At 65.2% G+C, this 17,416-nt stretch carries 16 protein-coding genes and 2 tRNA genes; 8 read left to right on the forward strand and 10 right to left on the reverse strand.

Annotation, left to right across the window (positions count from 1 at the left end; genetic code table 11):
* Window positions 1-119 precede the first annotated feature (119 nt).
* On the forward strand, window positions 120-488 hold the full coding sequence (locus VI056_12895; GenBank protein HEY6203924.1) for a hypothetical protein: 369 nt from the start codon (window positions 120-122) through the stop codon (window positions 486-488).
* Window positions 421-1,260 carry a tyrosine-type recombinase/integrase gene (locus VI056_12900; GenBank protein ID HEY6203925.1) on the forward strand — a complete coding sequence of 280 codons (840 nt, stop codon included), beginning with the start codon at window positions 421-423 and terminating at the stop codon, window positions 1,258-1,260. Before VI056_12895 ends, VI056_12900 begins: the two co-directional genes overlap by 68 nt.
* Window positions 1,261-1,309: 49 nt before the next feature.
* Here the strand turns inward: VI056_12900 and VI056_12905 are convergent, their stop codons facing one another.
* The 4 genes from VI056_12905 to VI056_12920 form a co-directional block, all read right to left on the reverse strand.
* Window positions 1,310-1,588, reverse strand: a complete 279-nt coding sequence (locus VI056_12905) for a hypothetical protein (protein HEY6203926.1) — start codon at window positions 1,586-1,588, stop codon at window positions 1,310-1,312.
* A 276-nt stretch (window positions 1,589-1,864) separates the two neighbouring features.
* Complete coding sequence (locus VI056_12910) at window positions 1,865-2,278, reverse strand: putative toxin-antitoxin system toxin component, PIN family (GenBank protein HEY6203927.1); 414 nt, start codon at window positions 2,276-2,278, stop codon at window positions 1,865-1,867.
* A 35-nt stretch (window positions 2,279-2,313) separates the two neighbouring features.
* Window positions 2,314-2,628, reverse strand: a complete 315-nt coding sequence (locus VI056_12915) for a type II toxin-antitoxin system Phd/YefM family antitoxin (protein HEY6203928.1) — start codon at window positions 2,626-2,628, stop codon at window positions 2,314-2,316.
* Window positions 2,629-2,888: 260 nt separating this feature from the next.
* Window positions 2,889-2,965: transfer RNA gene (locus VI056_12920), tRNA-Glu, on the reverse strand.
* Between the two features lie 399 nt (window positions 2,966-3,364).
* Here VI056_12920 and VI056_12925 point away from each other — a divergent pair.
* Complete coding sequence (locus VI056_12925; GenBank protein ID HEY6203929.1) at window positions 3,365-4,702, forward strand: S8 family serine peptidase; 1,338 nt, start codon at window positions 3,365-3,367, stop codon at window positions 4,700-4,702.
* Between the two features lie 68 nt (window positions 4,703-4,770).
* Here the strand turns inward: VI056_12925 and VI056_12930 are convergent, their stop codons facing one another.
* Window positions 4,771-6,078, reverse strand: a complete 1,308-nt coding sequence (locus VI056_12930; protein ID HEY6203930.1) for a hypothetical protein — start codon at window positions 6,076-6,078, stop codon at window positions 4,771-4,773.
* The gene (locus tag VI056_12935; protein HEY6203931.1) at window positions 6,068-6,550 is read right to left on the reverse strand and encodes an RNA polymerase sigma factor; all 483 of its coding nucleotides are present in this window, start codon (window positions 6,548-6,550) and stop codon (window positions 6,068-6,070) included. The genes VI056_12930 and VI056_12935 overlap by 11 nt, the downstream gene beginning before the upstream one ends.
* 693 nt (window positions 6,551-7,243) lie before the next feature.
* Here VI056_12935 and VI056_12940 point away from each other — a divergent pair.
* From VI056_12940 to VI056_12960, 5 genes are all read left to right on the forward strand, one after another.
* Window positions 7,244-7,504, forward strand: coding sequence for a helix-turn-helix transcriptional regulator (locus VI056_12940; protein ID HEY6203932.1), 261 nt, complete (start codon window positions 7,244-7,246; stop codon window positions 7,502-7,504).
* A gap of 354 nt (window positions 7,505-7,858) precedes the next feature.
* Window positions 7,859-8,857, forward strand: coding sequence for a replication-relaxation family protein (locus VI056_12945; protein ID HEY6203933.1), 999 nt, complete (start codon window positions 7,859-7,861; stop codon window positions 8,855-8,857).
* Window positions 8,850-9,842, forward strand: coding sequence for a tyrosine-type recombinase/integrase (locus tag VI056_12950; protein ID HEY6203934.1), 993 nt, complete (start codon window positions 8,850-8,852; stop codon window positions 9,840-9,842). The genes VI056_12945 and VI056_12950 overlap by 8 nt, the downstream gene beginning before the upstream one ends.
* A gap of 2,621 nt (window positions 9,843-12,463) precedes the next feature.
* Window positions 12,464-13,333 (forward strand): replication-relaxation family protein, encoded by an 870-nt coding sequence (locus VI056_12955; GenBank protein HEY6203935.1) that lies wholly within the window; start codon window positions 12,464-12,466, stop codon window positions 13,331-13,333.
* A 125-nt stretch (window positions 13,334-13,458) separates the two neighbouring features.
* Window positions 13,459-14,451 (forward strand): tyrosine-type recombinase/integrase, encoded by a 993-nt coding sequence (locus VI056_12960; GenBank protein ID HEY6203936.1) that lies wholly within the window; start codon window positions 13,459-13,461, stop codon window positions 14,449-14,451.
* Between the two features lie 24 nt (window positions 14,452-14,475).
* Here VI056_12960 and VI056_12965 read toward each other — a convergent pair.
* The 4 genes from VI056_12965 to cysS all read right to left on the reverse strand — a co-directional run bounded on the left by VI056_12965 (window position 14,476) and on the right by cysS (window position 17,410).
* Window positions 14,476-14,549, reverse strand: a tRNA-Glu gene (locus VI056_12965).
* The gene (locus tag VI056_12970) at window positions 14,535-15,245 is read right to left on the reverse strand and encodes a diguanylate cyclase (GenBank protein HEY6203937.1); all 711 of its coding nucleotides are present in this window, start codon (window positions 15,243-15,245) and stop codon (window positions 14,535-14,537) included. Before VI056_12970 ends, VI056_12965 begins: the two co-directional genes overlap by 15 nt.
* A gap of 120 nt (window positions 15,246-15,365) precedes the next feature.
* The gene (locus VI056_12975) at window positions 15,366-16,253 is read right to left on the reverse strand and encodes a 1-acyl-sn-glycerol-3-phosphate acyltransferase (GenBank protein HEY6203938.1); all 888 of its coding nucleotides are present in this window, start codon (window positions 16,251-16,253) and stop codon (window positions 15,366-15,368) included.
* Window positions 16,250-17,410 carry a cysteine--tRNA ligase gene (cysS, locus tag VI056_12980; protein ID HEY6203939.1) on the reverse strand — a complete coding sequence of 387 codons (1,161 nt, stop codon included), beginning with the start codon at window positions 17,408-17,410 and terminating at the stop codon, window positions 16,250-16,252. The genes VI056_12975 and cysS overlap by 4 nt, the downstream gene beginning before the upstream one ends.
* Window positions 17,411-17,416 lie beyond the last annotated feature (6 nt).

The following is a 17,416-nucleotide window of genomic DNA, read 5'->3' on the forward strand; positions in this document are numbered from 1 at the left end:
AACATCGCGTCGCGGAAGGGTGCTTCAACGCACGGGAGCGAGTAGCGTTGCGCGCGGTCGGTCCGGCGCGGGGAGAAGAACAGATGAGATCCCGCGCAGCAGTGCTCAGGTGGTCGGCCTTGCGTGACAAGAAGGCCGCCCTCGAGGAGGTCACAGAGAGCTTCTTGGTCCACCGCCACGATCTATCCCAGGCGACGCAAGTCAACTACCGGCTGCAGTTCCGGCTCTATGACGGCTGGGTCGCGGCACAGCTCGGCCGCGCCACGCGCGTCGAAGACGTCGAACCCGGCACGGTCAACGCGTATCTCGAACAACGGCGCACGGCCGTCTCCGCGCAGTCCGCGCACGCCGCGTGGAAGGCACTGCGTTCACTCGCGACGTTCCTCGCGGAGCGCAGGATCCTCGCGGACCGCGGCGCAAGTGTCCCTGCAGCACATCCGCGCACCACGCATCAAGGACGAGCCGCGTCGCGCTCTTACCGACGATGAGCTCCTCCGCCTCCTCACGCATGCCGGACAGAGCGAGACGGGCAAGCGTGACCGCACCATCGTCATGACGCTGCTCGTCTGCGGCATCCGACGCGGCGAGCTCTGCGGACTTCGTCTCAGTGACATCGATCTGCGCGAGCGCCGGCTCCATGTGCGAGCCGCGACGAGCAAGTCCGGCGAGGCTCGCGACGTGACGCTCCACCTCGAGGCCGCGAAGGAGCTCGACACGTACATCAACGACGTCCGCGAGGGCGACACCGATGCGGACGCGCCACTCTTCACCGACCGCTCCGGTCAGGCGCTCACCGGGAACGCGGTCCGCAAGTTGTTCGACCGGCTCAAGGTCAGCACCGGCATCGACGCTCTGCGCGCACATGCTCCGGCACACCTGGGCCACGAACTACCACCGATCGGCGAGCGGCAGCCGCTTCGATCTGCAGGCCGAAGGCGGATGGCGCACAGGACGGATGGTCGAGCGATACACGAAGAGCCGGCCATTCGAAGAGCGACGACGCGGACCCTCACCGCTCACCGCGTTTCGCGAAGCCACGAAAGGAAGGCGGCCTGCAGGGAAGCGGTCGCCACAACAGGGAAGAGGCCTAACCGAAATACGTACGGCATGACAACCGAAATAACCACGCGGTCTTGTAGCCCGGAGGGGATTCGAACCCCTGACCTCTTCCTTGAAAGCGATGAGGTCGAGAGAAGCGGCCTAGCGGATTGTTTACGCACGAATCGATACTGGCCGAGAACGAAAACGCGCGTCAGATAAGCGGCCCAATCACGACAATGAGGCGGCCAGCAGGCCGCCTCTCGCCTCATTACTCGTCCTGATCGTCGTCCAGAGACAGACGTCCGTATTGGTCCGGGATGCTTCCCCAGCCGAAGATTGCCAGAATCTCCGACGGGACACTTCCCGCCTCCTCTTCCGGATCGACATCAACGCGCAGAACGGTGCAACCGTGTTCCCACTCATCACCCAAGTCGAAGATGTAGGTGAAGGTGTCGCCTGAACTCAGTCCCATTGAGCTCAGCGTGTGGACTCGTTCATCGAAGTGCCGTGTCGAAGCGCTCTCTTCGAGCTCGTCGGCCTCCTCCATGACGATTCGGCGACCGTCCGCAAGCGGAACTCGTGTACGTGGGACGGGTCCCAACGCGCGAAAGCGCGGTCAATAGCGTTTGCGAGTTCCGCGAACGTGTGGACGCTGCTCAGGAGCAGGTCACGCCCCGGCGGGGCGGCTAATTCGTCGCCGCCCTTGCCAACCAAGATCACACGCACGATCGACCACCTCGGCGGCTTGCGCGCTCGAGAGGGCCCAGTTCGCGTCCCGCGTCGCGTCGTCACCGCAACTTCCCCCTGCTCTACAGCGGGACATTCACGACGAGTGTGCCAGCCGCTCGAGGAAGCTTCGTACGGTCAAGATGCTTGTACGAACGATGCCCAGTCGCACAAAGCCATTGTCGTCCGCGAGCGCGAGGAGCGGCTTGTCACCGGTAACGATGCAATCTGCTTCGGACTCATGCGCGGCCTCGAGCAGATGATTGTCGCCAGCAGCCAGCTCGTACGTGACCGTTGGGCTCACGATCACGCACGCATCGGCCCAAAGGGCAACAATCCGATCCGGCTCAGGGAACCTCGGGCTTAAGTGCTCATAGCGAAGCACTCGACCGAGCTCCGCCAGGATTGCATCGCTCGTGACAGGCATGAACCGTCCATCGAGGGCGGCGTCAACGACTTGGCCTGGCATTCGGCCCCAGCCGAATCCCGAAACAAGGATCGTCGTGTCGATGACGACGTAGAGCGTGGCGCGAGACTAGAGCCGTTCTAGGTCGCGCGTTTCGCAGCGGCGACCGCGGCGTCAACCACAGAAGGATCCAACTTCGCGGCCGTCACCTGCTCGCGAATGACAGCAAGTCGTTCGCGGAGTTCCTCGCGCGCGCCACGCGACGCTGCAGCCTTCAGCCGCTCGAACTCTACTTGGCTGATCAGGACCGCTCGCTGCTCACCCCGCTTCGTCAGGACCACCGTCGAGCCTTTCCGGGCGACCTGGTCGACGAGGTCGCCTAGGCGGCCCCGCGCCTCCTCAACGCCGTACCTTGTTTGTGGCATCGGTTGTCCTCCATGAACCTTAAGGTTCACCTGCAGGTTAGTCAAGCGAAGCGGGGGGCAAGTCTCATGCCGGTTGCGGTTCTTGGCGCCTGCGCGAGCGGCGCAACCGAGTATTCGGGCAGGGCAGCATGTTGGCCGGACCGTGCGACTGGCCAGTGACGGTCGTTCTCACGGCAGGGCTCTTTCGAAAAGGAGAAGCGCCCACGAGAAGCGGCCACGAGAAGAGGCCGCTGCACAACAGATTCGGCCCGTCCTGCAGCGGGCGAATCCCCAATAACGACGCGGGTCTGTAGCCCGGAGGGGATTCGAACCCCTGACCTCTTCCTTGAAAGGGAAGCGGTTGAGAGAAGCGGCCTAGCCAACCGCTCTCGCACGAATCGATGTTGGCATCGCGCGAAAACGCGCGTCAGATAAGCGGCCCAACTAAACGACATCGGCGGGCAGCAGGCCGCCACTCGCATCCAAAACTACACGCCATCAGCTCCCGATTCGAGCCCGGACCTTCCAAGGCGCGCCATCTCGGTTCCTCCTGACACAAGGTCCACGGTTGTGCGCCAGTGACTCGGGCGGACGGCCCCCAACTAGCTCGAGTGGAGGGCGTGGAACAACCGCCGTCGACAGGTAGCCGAGAGGTTGCGTCCGCTGCTTACTAGCGTCCAGGCCAAGCGACGCGCCTTGGAGTCGACCGGGCCTAGTGAGACGCGCGGTAAAACCGAGGTTGCAAACACCACGCCGTTCTCACGGACAATCGAAGAGGAGACGACCGATGCGATCTCATTTCCGGCGCGCCTTTTCTCTCATCACGATCGCGCTCTTGTTGAGTCTGGTCCCGGGGCCGCGTCAGGCGGCCGCGCTCAGCACGGCCGGCGGACCGGCCGCGCCAGCGCCAAGCACACTGCTACCGATCCCACCGCCGCCGCACCAGAAACCGCAACGGCCCAACGTCTCGGGCCGCATCGACCTCCCGTTCCCGATTGAGGACGGATCCATCCGCGTGCACGTCCAGCCCGGCCGCACGATCGAGCAGCTCATCGCGAAGTGGGGCCTGCTTGGACCTGCGACGCACTGGAACACCCCGCCCTTCGATGAATACGACGTGCGCTCGGGCCTCGACCGATCGTTCAAAGTCCGTGTGCCGGTCGGCACGGAGCGGACCTGGACGACGAAGCTCGCGGCGCAGCCCGCCGACTTTGACTACGTCGGTCCGCTGTGGCGGGAGCCGGTCAAAGCCGCGTTCTACCCGAACGACCCCAAGTTCTGTTGCAGCCACCAGCAGGACAATCTGATCGCGATCGGCATGCCGGTCGCCTGGGATCGCACCGTGAGCTTCAGCGGCGTTGTGGTCGCTGTCATTGATAGCGGACTTCGCGGCAGCCACGAGGATGCCGGCTGTTGGAAGCAGACCACCGGGTACGACGCGTTCACACAGACGACGGTGGCACCCTGTGCCATGACCGACACTGGTGCGTACGGCGGGCACGGCTCGCAGGTCACGAGCATCGCGGTCGGCGACACCAACAATGGCCTTGGCGTCGCAGGCACGGGCTTCAACTCAGCCATCAAGCCGATCAAGTTCATCGCGAGCGATGGCGTGACCACGGGGCCGAGTCGGGCAGATCCCATCCGCTGGGCGCGCCTGAATGGCGCGCACGTCATCAATATGTCGTACGAATTCTCGCTCTACGACAACGATGAGCGACTCGCCATCCAAGACGCGTGGACCGTCGGAATCACTCCGGTCACGGCAGCCGGAAACGAGAACGCGAGCCCGCCTGGTTATCCGTGCGCGTGGCTGTACATCATTTGTGTCGGCGGCACGGACAACGCCGGGAACAAGTGGTCCCAATCTAACTATGGGTCGTCGTGGGTTGATGTCGCGGCTCCCGCGATCAACATCTACGGCATGGGTTCGGGATCGAACAGCAACTACATCTTCGGTTCGGGCACCTCGTACGCCGCGCCTCAGGTCGCGGGGATCATGGCGCTACTTCGTTCGATCGGTAAGACCAACAACGACCAGTGGTTGGCGCTTTGCAACACGGCGTTCGCGAACAGCTGGACACTTTGTGGCTTCGTCAACGCCGGCGCCGCGCTGAACTATTGATCGCGTCACGTTCGGGACGCAGGCGGGGCAGCTCGGCTGCCCCGCCGTGCCCAGTAGCGTCGAACGGGTCAGCGCAGCGAGATCGCTGCGAGGTCCGTGATGCGCGCATTCACACGGGACTCCGTTGACAACAGCAACCCTTCGTTCGTTGCGCTGCCGTCAAAGCGAGACGTGAAGCGCAGTTCGTCGTGTCCCGCAACGGTCGTGATGTAGAGCACCCGCGTTCCGGCCGGGTTCCATTCGGCTCGACGCGGCGTCCCAGCTAGCGTGAGCCGCTGCTGCGCACCGCTAGCGAGGTCAGCGATGCGGACCTCGTTCCCCGCACTGCCTAGCCGCGTGTATAGGAGTTGCGACGCGGTCGGGTGCCATCGGGGCTCGGTGAACGTCGTCTGCTCGCGGCTGCCGGTCTCGCGAGCGACGACGCGCGGTGCGCTGCCCACGTCGAATACTTCAAGGCGCTGCTCGCCGCCGTTCGGCGAGCTACTCGCCGCGCTCCCGAGCTGCGGAGCCGACTGACGCCAACTGATCGGGTTCGCACCGTTATTGAGTGGGTCGGGCCATGTCGAAACACGGCTCCCGCCAGGTCGCGCCGTGTATACGCCACTGGCTGTCGCGAGCAGCTGGCTGTCAGGACTCCAGAGCAGTGGACCACTGTCGGCCGTGATCTGTTGCAGGTCGCTCCCATCGGGTCGGACCATCCAGCTCGTCGGCGTTGACTCGCTGAGCCAGCGTGTGAAGGCGATCCGTGAGCCGTCCGGACTCCAGATCGGACCGTCGGCGTTGTCGTTAATGGCGCGCGCCTGACCCGTCGGAAGATCAACCAGGACGAGCCCCGCCGTGCCCGTTAGCACAAAGGAGCGTCCGTCCGGTGACAGCTGTCGGCCAACGACGGTCGCAGCAGGGATCCGCAGGCCGCCGGCCGAGCGCACCCACGCGAGCGCCAATTGCGCCGGCGTTCCCTCGAGAGGCACCTGCCAGAGCTCCGAACGCAGCTGCGTGTTACCCGGCAGGGGGACTTCCAGCACCGCATATGCGAACTCGCCGACGGGCCGACCAAGTACCCGCGTTTCGACTCCCGTGGGCAGTGAGGAAGCGGGCGTCGACGTGGCACCCGAGCTCACCGAGGGACTGGGCGTCGCAGTTGGCGAACCGGAGGCAGCGGCCCCACCGTCACGAGTGGGCTGTCGAAGGTAGAGGCCAAAGGCGAGGATGCCTACGGTCAGCACCGCGAGCAGGGCGACACCGCCGGCATTTCTTAGCAGCGCTCCCCACCAGCTTCGAGGCGACCTGACCGCGGGTTCCCACTGCCCGGCCGGCGGCAGTTCGATTCGCTCGAGCTGCGCGAACAGGTCTTCGAGCTCACGTTCACGCGACACCGTTCGCCTCCTTCCGCATGCGTTGAAGAGCCTGGCTGATGGTGGCGCCGACCGTCCCAGCGCGGATTCCCAGCAGGTCCGCCACCTCTTGATGGCGCATGCCGAGGTAGAAGTGCGCGATGACGATGGCGCGCTGTCGCTCGGACAAAAGCACGAGGAGTCTTCGGACCTCGACCCGAGCCAGCACGGTCTCGATCGTGCGGTCGTCATCCGAGCCCGTGCGCGACAGCGGACGGAACAGCGACCGCCGCCGGCTTTCCCGCCCGGCTTTCCGGAGAGCAACGCGGTACAACCAACCCTCCAGGTTGGCGTCATGGCGCGGCGGCCGCCTGAGGCCCTCGAGGAAGGCATCCTGCAGCGCGTCGAGCGCAAGCTCGCGATCAAAGAGCGTGGCGACGAGTCCGCGGTACACACGTGGAAAGGAGTCCCGGTAGAGGCGCGACCAGTGCTCCGCCGGTAGTGCGGTATTCACTATTGAGTAAGGTCTTCGGCGATCCCGTTCATTTAGTGTGCGCATCCCGCGTGCGCAACCGCCGCCCTCGCTCGTCGCTCGGACGCATGCCGGGATCACGGTAACTGACCGCGGGCCCGCCGTCGGCAGCCTGACCGAAGGCGACCCACACGGCGTTCGACCGCGTGCTTGCGCCCAGCCGAACCAGGGACGCTGCGACGTGAAAGCGAACGGTGCGCTGGCTCACGCCAAGCTCGGCCGCGATCGCCTTATCTGGTAACCCGAATGCGACCAGCGCAAGGACACGACGCTGCTGCGGCGTGAGGCGGACACCGACTTCGTTGAGCCGGTGATCGCTTGGCTCACTCGGGAGAGATCGCGCGAGCCCCGCGCGCGGAGAGTGACTTTCGTCGCGCGTGACTCTGTGTGCGCTGCCGGCGTCTTCTCCCAAGCGTCGCTTGCCACCGCTCGGTCGACCCCCCGGATAGGGCGCGACAGTCAGGCCTGCGGTGCCGTCTTGTGGGCCCGAGCGAGTCCGCCCGATGAACGAAGCGTGGGTATCCGAACGTGTCGCGATCCTTCAGTTCCTCCTGCCCATCGGCATCGTTTACCCGCCGTCACCTGGATGTTTAGCCCGCGTTTACCAAATAGATAGGTGGTCGGCCGACTAGTAGCCGCATCTGCGACAAAGCACACACGCAGGCGAGGAGCGGCATGACGAGTCACGAAGGTCAAAGAGCAAGACCGGTCACGCGGCGGCAGCATGAAGTGCTTCGGCTGGTCGCTGAGGGCCTCTCGAATGAGGAGATCGCGTTTCGGCTGCAAATCACAGCCTCCGGTGTGAAGAAGCACTTGGAAGCACTGACGCGCCGATACAACGTGACTGGCCGGACGGCGTTAGTGCGCGCGGCGATTGAGGCAGGCGACCTGGCGATAACGATTCGAACCAATGACGGAAAGGTCGGAGACACCTAGACCCGACGCGCTCTGGATTCGGTCTCCATGACACTCGAGGTTGCGAGGGCTGAGCGCCGGGCAATGCAGGCTCGGTGGGATTCACGTCACTCGACAAATGTGACGCAGGTCATGCGGCTGATCCCTCGCCGACGGTATGACCACTGGCTATGGAATTAATTACCGGACTTAGTGATGACGGCTCGCAGCCAGATCGGCCCGCCACCCTATCGGCCTTCGTGACACGGGAAGTACTCCGCAGGGTCGACGAAGACGTGTTCCATCGGTTGTTCTTTGATCGTTCCGGCGAAGAACGCTGATTAGCCGGAATTGCTCACTAAGTCGACAAAGCTCGACCTGACTTCTGTCTCTCGAATGAACCTGTCATTCGCTCGTCAGACCGAAGTCATCTCGCAGCTCGCCGGGTTTCGCTTTCTGACCCAGCCGCAGATCGACGAGTTCCTCTTCGCCGGGTCCTCGCTGACGGCACTCTCGCGACAGGTCATCGTTCGGCGGCTCCTGGTACGCCTCAAAAGGCAGGGCCTCGTCCAGATGACCCCGCGCGTCGTGGCTTCCGCCGGCGGCACCGCCCGCCTCGTGTACTTCCTCAGCGCCGCCGGCTACAACCGCGCCCGTGACGGGAACTCCGCGCTGCGGGCGGGCCGTCCGGGGATCCGCAGTAGCACCCTCATGGAGCACGGGCTGGCCTGCGCCGACGTCGCGCTCGCCTTCCGGCGCCTGGCGCGGTCGCGTCCTGGCCACGAGATCCTCGAATGGGAATGCGACTGGCAGGCCGCGGAGCGCCTGGGCTCGTCCGTCGTGGTCCCTGACGCGCATCTGTCCTATGCCACCGCAACCGACACGCTGGAAGCCTTCTTCGAGATCGATCGCGCGACGGAAGGCTCGAAGGTCTTCAAGCGCAAGGTCCGGCGCTATCTCGAACTCTACTGGTCCGGCGACTGGCGCCGGCACCTCAAGGAGTGGCCCATCATCTTCACCGTCACACCGAGCTCCACGCGCGCGAGGCTTCTTAAGCGCGTCACCGAGACCGTCCTCGACGCCCAAGGCGAGGGTGCGCGGATCTACCGCATGACCAAGTTCCGCTTCGCTACGCTCGACGACGTCATCGCGCCAGAAGGACCGTTCGCAGAGATTTGGCACCGCGCCGGCGAGAGCGGGCTGCATGCGGGCTCCGGTCGGGTCGACTCCGTGACCAGACGCCTCGCGCCAGCCGTGCGCAGCCGCGCCGGTAGACTCGGCAGCGGCCTGCTGCCCGCCGGGAAGGATGAGCATGACCGGCGTACGCACCTTAACAACACAGACATCGCGAGCAACTGGCACGCCCAGACCCACGAGGTGGGCCGAGATGCGTGACAGTCACGCACCTCTGGTCGAAACCATGGAGAGCTTTCTCGTGCACCGTCACGACCTCTCGCCAGCCACAGCGGCCAACTACCGCATCGCGATCGCAGCGTTCGCGAGCTGGTGCGAGCGGGTCCTCGGCCGTCCGGCCGAGATCGGCGACGTCGAGCCGGGCACCGTGGAGCAGTACCTGAGCGAACGCAAGAAGACCATCTCCGCACAGACCGCGCGCTCGGCCTGGGTCGCCCTCAGATCGGTGGCGCGGTTCCTCGCCGAGCAGCGGATCCATCACGACCAGGGTCAATCGATGCTCCGGCTCGTCCGAATGCCAAAGGTGAAGGACGAGAGCCGCCGCGCGCTCACCGACGACGAGATGTGGCATCTCATCGAACGCTCCGCCGAGAGCGAGAGCGGCAAACGCGACAGCGCCATCGTCTGGACGCTTCTCGGCTGCGGTCTCCGCAGGGAGGAGCTCGCCGGACTTCGCCTCGGCGACGTCGATCTCAGCGAGCGGCGTCTGCACATCAGAGCCGCGACGACCAAATCGGTCCACCCACGCGACGTCAACCTCCCCATCGAGAGCCTCAAAGCGCTCGACTCATATGTCGCAGACCACCGCAAAGGCGGCGACGACGCGCACGAACCGCTGTTCACCGACCGCCGCGGCAACGGCCTCACCGGCAATGCGGTCCGCAAGCTCTTCGAGCGCCTCGAGGCGCGCACCGGCATCCGCGGACTCTGCGCTCACATGCTGCGGCACACGTGGGCGACGAACTTCCATCGCTCCCGGTCGGGCACGCGCTTCGATCTCATGGTCGAAGGCGGCTGGACCACCGGACGGATGGTGGAGCGATACACCAAGGCGCGGCCGTTCGAGGAACGTCGCAAGGCGCCCTCACCGTTCACCGCGTCGCGCGACGCGCGAAAAGAGAAGAGGCCGTCAGAGAAGCGGCCCTCACAGAAGAGAAGCGCCCTGGACGAAAAGCGCATCGCGTAGAGAGCTAACAACGACGCGGGTCAGTAGCCCGGAGGGGATTCGAACCCCTGACCTCTTCCTTGAAAGGGAGCGGGCCTAGATAAGCGGCCCACGCGACGAAATACGAATGATTGACGCGCCGGACCGACCAACATCGCGCGTCTGGGAAGCGGCCCTCGCGGACCTCGCGCAAAGGGAAGCGGCCATCGGATTCCGTCGCGATGAGAGCGCTCGATCAGCGGCCACGTACCTGCTCGAGGTCGAGAGGGATAAGAGATAAGGACACCTGAAACGCGCCACGGTACTGCCTGCGACCGATCGTAAACGCACACGCATCGTCGAAGTGGGCACATATCTGCGGCCAAGCCCGACAGCGCGCGGTCCCGCGTTGTCGTACCCAGTGCCGCGGCGCAACCTTACGGATGGCCGGCGCGTGAGGCAGCAGCTCAGCCGAAACGCTCGGGCCCCGCCTCAGTAACAGATAAAGTCCGCGGGTTGGACGAAGCGTTGCATTGCAAGTGGCAGCCCATATGCGACAAACACGGTAGCGACAGCTAAAACAAGGGCAACTCGGCGCATTCGCGACGCACGTGGAAGTCGCAGCGCGCCAGCGAGCGCCAACAAGGAAACGAGCGGCCATCCCTGAGCGAAAAGGGCCGCGGCACCCGCGGAGCCAACGACTGCGGCAGTTCTATGTCGGTCGTCGTCTGACATAGCTGCCCATGCGAGCACGATGAATAGGATGAGAGTGATGACGATACCGGTCAGAACATCTGCGCGCAGTTGAAATCGCGGCCAACAATCTACTGTTACCAAGCGGAATGCGCCGACTAACAGAAGTGCTGCGACAAAGGCCGTAATCGCTCGCCCGACCCATGCGGGTCGGGCAAAGCGATTCGAGGGCATCGGATGCGCTGAGCTGCTCATATGTAGTACGTCAACCTGGCGATCACTCTGCACGTTCTGCACACGTTTCCAACGTGCGAGTACTCGCTGTAACAGTTTCCGTTGTAGTAGCCATACGCCCAGATGGTCTTGTAGTGGTCGTACGATCCCCACCAGTAATAGTCAGCCGACGCATCCGCCTCGATAGTTGAAGCCGGTCCCGAAGCATAGGCGTATTCACTGAAGTTTGACGAGCTATACGGGCTACCTCCGGCGGTGTACGCCGATCCAAAGTGATTGTTAAGAACCGCGGTCGACCCGTCGTAGTAGAACTCGATTGATTCCCTAAGCCTGGTCATGTCTGCGAGCCCGAGATCGTCCCACATGATGTTATCTGTGCGACATCCCCGGAGTGAGCTCGCCATGACCGCAGCGTTTCGCGGCCCGCCCGTCGGTGTGGCTGATGACTTTGTCTCACTAATGTGAATCTGACAGCGACTATCGACCCAAGCGACCACTTCATGAACGCGAATAAGCCGACTCACTTCGAGAGAACCGTGGAGTGAGACGAAACACCCTGAACTTGATGCGGCATGCGCTGCATCGACCAAAACCGATGACAGCAGTAGCACGATTGCGACGGACATGACGGTCAAGCTACGCACTACGCCGGCCATGTGTTCACCTCAGTCGAGAAGATTTGGGAGTGCTGCGGCACGTCGTGCTAAACAGACTCGCGTCGATAGGTCTCTAAGACTTTCGTCCGCCCGTCGAGATAGGGCGGCGTGCCCCGCGGTGCCGTTGGATCGTCGAGCAGCCCGCGTCCCACGCGTATCCCTTGGTCATGGTCCGTTGCCGGTCGCGCGGTGCTAAGCCAAGGAGGCGCATTGCTGTTCAGTTGAATACACTCACTCCACAATTGGGTCAACACACAATTCTGTAAAATTGCGCTCTCTCGTCTACCTACCCGGCCAGCAAGCGTCGCGACGCCCACGAACGAACGCCTCCGACAATTGCGCGTCCAACGAGCTCATTGCTTGACCTGCAGCGAAACGCGCCATCCCATGCCTCGAAGCGCGTGCGCGAGCTCGTCGTCTCTCGCCGGCCACTGCGCATCCGCGATGCCCGACAGAAGCGGCCGGTACGGCCCGCGCCGCGATTGGCGAAGAGCGACCCGGAAGAGCCAGCCGGCGAGGTTTTCGTCGTGTGCCGGCGGCCGGCTCCAGCCCTGCGAGAAATGCCTCGTGTAGAGCGTGACGGGCCGCGTCGCGATCCCGCAGACTGGCGAGCAGCGCCCGAAAGACGCGCGGCGCCTCTTCCCTGTAAACGCGCTCCCAGCGCTCCGCGGTTGGCGTGCGGGCCTTGATCCAACACCCAGTTAATGCAGCAAGTACCTGGAAATGTTTAGCGCTGGCAAGGTTCGCTCCCAGACACTACGGGAGGCTCACCGAGCGTTTCCGTGGTCCTGAGCTCGGGCCCGGCGACTTCGGACGACAGCCGCACTTGGTCACATTCTCAATGTGAAGTGCGCCACGGTGGCCGATGGGGTCGTTCCGGTACACCGCGAGGGTGCCGCCGACATTCCTCGTTAGCATCTTCGCCGCTGGGCTATTGGTATCGCCGTTGGGTGGGCGTTGGTCTCGGCCAACTGTCCGACCTCGACTTTCGTCCGATTCCTACGAGGTGCGACGCGTCCCTGGGGTGCTGAGTTTCTCGTTCGAGAGATCCTTCGTCGTCTCGTGTGAGAAAAGCCACTGATCACCGCCGGCCGGCGCGAGGCCGATGTCGTTCGGCTCCTCGCGCTCCACCGTTTCCTCACCCACCCTCAGATCGAGGAGTTCCTCTTCGCGGAGTCGACGCTCACGCCACGCTCCCGCCAAGTCGTCACGTGGCGGCTCTTGGGACGGCTCCAGCGCCAGGGCCTCGTGGCCGCCACGCCGCGCCAGAGTGGCGGTGCCGTCGCCGGCTCCACGCTCCCCGGTTACTTCCTCACGACGCCAGGGCTGCGGCTCGCGACGACGTTCTACCCGGACATTCCTTCGCGGCGGCCGGCGCGGCGTGCGCCGTTCCTCTTCGCCCACAGCGTGATGGCCGCCGACGTCGAGCTCGCTTTCCGTCGGGCCACGCGCGGGAATCCCGGGCACGAGCTGGAGCTGTGGGAGTGCGACTGGCAGACCGCAATCAAGCTCGGGAGCAAAAAGCTGCTCCCCGACGCGCGCTTGGTCTATCGCCTGGGCAGGGCGCTGATCGATGCGTTCGTCGAAGTCGATCTGGGAACCGAGGGAACGCGCTTCTTCGCCGGCAAGATCGACCGCTACATCTCGGCCCGCTACGACGGCGATTGGCGCGCCCAGCTGCCGCGCTGGCCGATGACCCTCACTATCACACCCACCGCGGCGCGCGCCGCGGCGCTCTGGGATGCGACGACGGTGCGACTTAAGGAGCACCCGTGGTCCTCGGGCGGGTTGGTGTTCAAGTTCTGTGCGATCGACGCGCTTCTGGGCGAATCCGGAGTCCTCGGCGCTCGCTGGCGCGTCGCCGGGAACAAGGAGTCGTCGCTGTTCGCAAGTCCAGAGCAGCTTGCGGCGGCGAGTCCAGAGCAGCTCGCGGCGGCGCCGGGTGCGTAGCGCGACTTTGTTGAGACGCGTTCGCGCAGTCACGCTTGTGACCGCGAGTAGTGTTCTCCGCGGTCGGTCCGGCGCGGGGAGAAGAACAGATGAAATCCCGCGCAGCAGTGCTCAGGTGGTCGGCCTTGCGTGACAAGAAGGCCGACCTCAAGGAGGTCACAGAGAGCTTCTTGGTCCACCGCCACGACCTATCTCAGGCAACGCAAACCAATTACCGGCTGCAGTTCCGGCTTTATGACGGCTGGGTCGCGGCACAGCTCGGCCGGCCCACGCGCGTCGAAGACGTTGAACCGGGCACGGTCAACGCGTATCTCGAACACCGACGAACGATGGTCTCCACACAGTCCGCGCACGCCGCGTGGAAGGCGCTGCGCTCGCTCGCGACGTTCCTCGCCGAGCGCAGGATCCTCGCGGACCGCGGCGGAAGCGTCCTGCAGCACATCCGCGCACCACGCATCAAGGACGAGGCGCGTCGCGCACTCACCGACGACGAGCTGCTTCGGCTCCTCACGCACGCCGGACAAGGCGAGACGGGTCAACGCGACCGCGCCATCGTCATGACGCTGCTCGTGTGCGGCATCCGCCGGGGCGAGCTCTGCGGTCTTCGGCTCGGCGACGTCGACCTGCGCGAGCGCTGTCTCCACGTCCGCGCCGCGACGAGCAAGTCCGGCGAAGCCCGCGACGTCACGCTCCACCTCGAGGCCGCGAAGGAGCTCGACAGGTACATCAACGACATCCGCGAGGGCGACACCGTTCCGGACGCGCCGCTCTTCACCGATCGCTCCGGTCACGCGCTCACCGGCAACGCGGTCCGCAAGCTCTTCGATCGGCTCAAGGTGAGCACCGGCATCGACGATCTCTGCGCGCACATGCTCCGCCACACCTGGGCGACGAACTACCACCGCTCGGCGAGCGGCAGCCGCTTCGACCTGCAGGCCGAAGGCGGATGGCGCACCGGACGGATGGTCGAGCGATACACCAAGAGCCGGCCGTTCGAAGAGCGACGACGCGGACCGTCGCCGCTCACCGCGTTCCGCGAAGCGACGAAAGGAAAGCGGCCTACGGGGAAGCGGCCGCCACAACAGGGAAGGGGCCTGACCGAAATACGCACGGCGTAAGAACTGAATAACGACGCGGGTCAGTAGCCCGGAGGGGATTCGAACCCCTGACCTCTTCCTTGAAAGGGAAGCGCCCTGGACCACTAGGCGACCGGGCCGCGCACTCCCAAGGATACGGGCGCGGCACGCATGACGCGGCCCTTTCCCGCGCGTTTGGCCGCGTACATCGCTTCATCCGCTTCGTGGATGAGCTCGTCCACGCCAGTGGCGCTGTCGGTCCGCACGGCTACACCGATCGAGGCGCTCACGTTCACCGACTGACCGCCCAGGTCGAACGGTTCGGCGAGAAGACCCATTGCGCGCTCGGCCAGACGGGCGACGAGGTCGCCGAGAACTCCCGGGTCCGTCGCTTCGGCCAGGTCAGACGACAAACTGAAGAGGCGGCTGAACTCGCGACTCGATGCCCTGAGCCTCTCCGTCGATTGATAGAGAAGGAAGAGCACCAATCCTGAGACGACGACCGAACCCCAGAGCCGGGCCAATCCCGCATCACTGCTCGAGGGCACCGGATCGGGGAGCAGGCTTGCCGCAGCCGTGGCGATGCTGGCGACCCACGCGATGATCATGAGTCGGCGAAGCGACTTGACCTCGAGATACGGCACCGCCGCGATGATCGGGATGAGGAGGCCCGTTGCGGCGAGGAGGGCACCGGCCGGCGAGATGAGCGACGTCGCGAAGATCAGCCCTGCGCTCGCGAGTGCCATCACCGTTACGGCCGACTCGACGCTCCCGTTCACGAGGATCCGCCGAGGCCACGCCTGCAGCAGGGCAGCGAATACGCCGAGAGCGATCACGATCGCCCACGATCTCCAGAGCTGATTGGAGACCGCTTGCGTGGCGCAAAGAAGCCCGACACGACCGCGATGCCAGTCAACAGGTCAAGGAATCGCCGCACCTGGTTGCGCTGGGTCGCCTCATCCGGGGTGAGCGGGGCTCGCTTCACGTAGGAGCGATGGTAGGAGGCGTGTCGATGGAGGAGGACCAGTGATGAGGTCGTGCATGCGCGAGGCGAGTGCCGCACTGACGCTATCGCGCCCGGCCACGAGCGGCGCATCGAACGCAGTGCGGGCGCACACGTATCGGAAACGCGGGTCGATCATCTGAAGAAGCGTCGCGACCCGCTGACGATCGCGCGGCGTTCGTCTGATGCGGGTCAGCGGGTGAGCGAAGGCCCGCGCCGACAGGACGCCAGCCACCGCGGCGGGCAAGATCTGCGCCTCGGGCGCAAGGCGCGCGATCAGCGCCACGCTGTCGGACCACGGCAAGAGCGCGCCGTCGCGGCCAAGCACCGCCGGGTCGGGCTCGAGACGTCCCGCGGGGAACAGCAGCACGACGCGCCCCTGGCGTAGATCTCGAGCCACGGCTCGTATCCAGCTGAGCTGCGATCTGCCGGTGGCGCCGAGGAAGATGAGCCGAGGTCCAAGTCCGCGCATCGCGCGGAGGAACGGATAGTCCGCCGCGACGATGCGGACATCCGGACGATCGAGAGCCGCGATGAGCGCGACCGCGTCAGTGAGTCCGGGATGGTTCGCGACCACGAGGATCGGACCGCAGCGGGGAACTCGATCGAGGCCGGCGACCTCGAGGTCGGCGGAGAAGTGGTCCAGGCTCCAGCGCGCCGCATAGGGAAGCGCGCGCGTCGCGAAGACTTCGTCACATGCGGCGAACTCGCGCGCGATGCGCCGCGCCGCAGGACGGAGAAGCGTTCGCACGGCGGATCCACCGGGACGGCCTCGCTCCCAGCCGAGTGCCTCGGCGCCTTCGCGCGCGAGGATCTCGGTTAGCAGGTCGACCTGATTCACAGGACCCCAAGCACGCGACGCGCGATGTGTCGGAGCGAGGGCTTCGCCGACGCGGTCGACTTGGGCGCGCCGCGCTCGAGCGTGCGGATCGCGGTCCGTGTGTCGAGATCGTCGTCAAGCGCCGCGAGCACTTCGCGCGTCACCCGGTCGCGACCAACGGGCCCGACCGGACCGCGGCCGAGCGCGTCGGCCAGCGCCGCGGCTCGCTCACCCGCGCGGACCAGCTTCTCCTCATCGTGGTCGAACGGGCGGCGGTAGTGGCTATCGAGGAGATATAGCCGCAGCGCCTGGCGGGTCGTCGTTTCGAGCGCGGTCCGCACGAAGATCATGTTCCCGAGCGACTTCGACATCTTCTTGGCCTCGAGCCGCACCGGACCGCTATGCATCCACCAGCCGACGAAGGGCCGCTGTCCGGTCGTGCATTCCGACTGCGCGATCTCGTTCTCGTGATGCGGGTAGACGAGGTCGGCGCCGCCGCCGTGGATATCGATGCGCGCACCGAGATGGCGCAGCGACATCGCCGAACACTCGATGTGCCAGCCGGGGCGACCTCGGCCGTGTTTGCTCGGCCACAGCGGACCGCTGGCAACGTTGCGCCAGAGCGCGAAGTCGATCGGATGGCGGCGCTGCGGATCGTCGAGCGCCGCGTCGTCCTGGGCGGCGAGGATGCGTCGCATCCGAGCGACCGATAGGCGCGAGAGCTCCCCGTAGTGGCGGGCGCGGGAGGTGTCGAAGTAGACGCCGCTCTTGATCTCGTACGCGCAGCCGTTCTCGAGGAGCACGTCGATCATGCCGCGCATCGCCGGGATCTCGCGCGTGGCGTGCGGCATCGCGTCCGGCTTCCGCCAGCCGAGTCGGCGCATATCCGCCAGGAACGCCCGCTCCTCACGCCGGCCGAGATCCCGCCAGCTCGCGCCGTCGCGCGCGGCGCGCTGGAGGATCGACTCGTCGATATCGGTCACGTTCTGCGCGTAGCGCACCGCCTTGCCGCCGGCCTCGAAGTGGCGCACGAGGACATCGAACGCGAGGAACGTCCGTGCATGGCCGAGATGCGTCGTGTCATACGGCGTGACGCCGCAGACGTACACGGTGATGGGGCTTGAGAGCGGACGGAATGGGACGACCGCGCGGCGGCGCGTGTCGTACAGACGAAGCACTGACGT

This window comes from Candidatus Limnocylindria bacterium, assembly GCA_036523395.1.
Classification (GTDB): domain Bacteria; phylum Chloroflexota; class Limnocylindria; order P2-11E; family P2-11E; genus CF-39.

Coding starts and splice junctions, on each gene's coding strand:
- VI056_12950 (HEY6203934.1), top strand. CDS start 8,850: ATGCGTGACAGTCACGCACCTCTGGTCGAAACCATGGAGAGCTTTCTC.
- VI056_12925 (HEY6203929.1), top strand. CDS start 3,365: ATGCGATCTCATTTCCGGCGCGCCTTTTCTCTCATCACGATCGCGCTC.
- VI056_12945 (HEY6203933.1), top strand. CDS start 7,859: ATGAACCTGTCATTCGCTCGTCAGACCGAAGTCATCTCGCAGCTCGCC.
- VI056_12905 (HEY6203926.1), bottom strand. CDS start 1,588: ATGGAGGAGGCCGACGAGCTCGAAGAGAGCGCTTCGACACGGCACTTC.
- VI056_12940 (HEY6203932.1), top strand. CDS start 7,244: ATGACGAGTCACGAAGGTCAAAGAGCAAGACCGGTCACGCGGCGGCAG.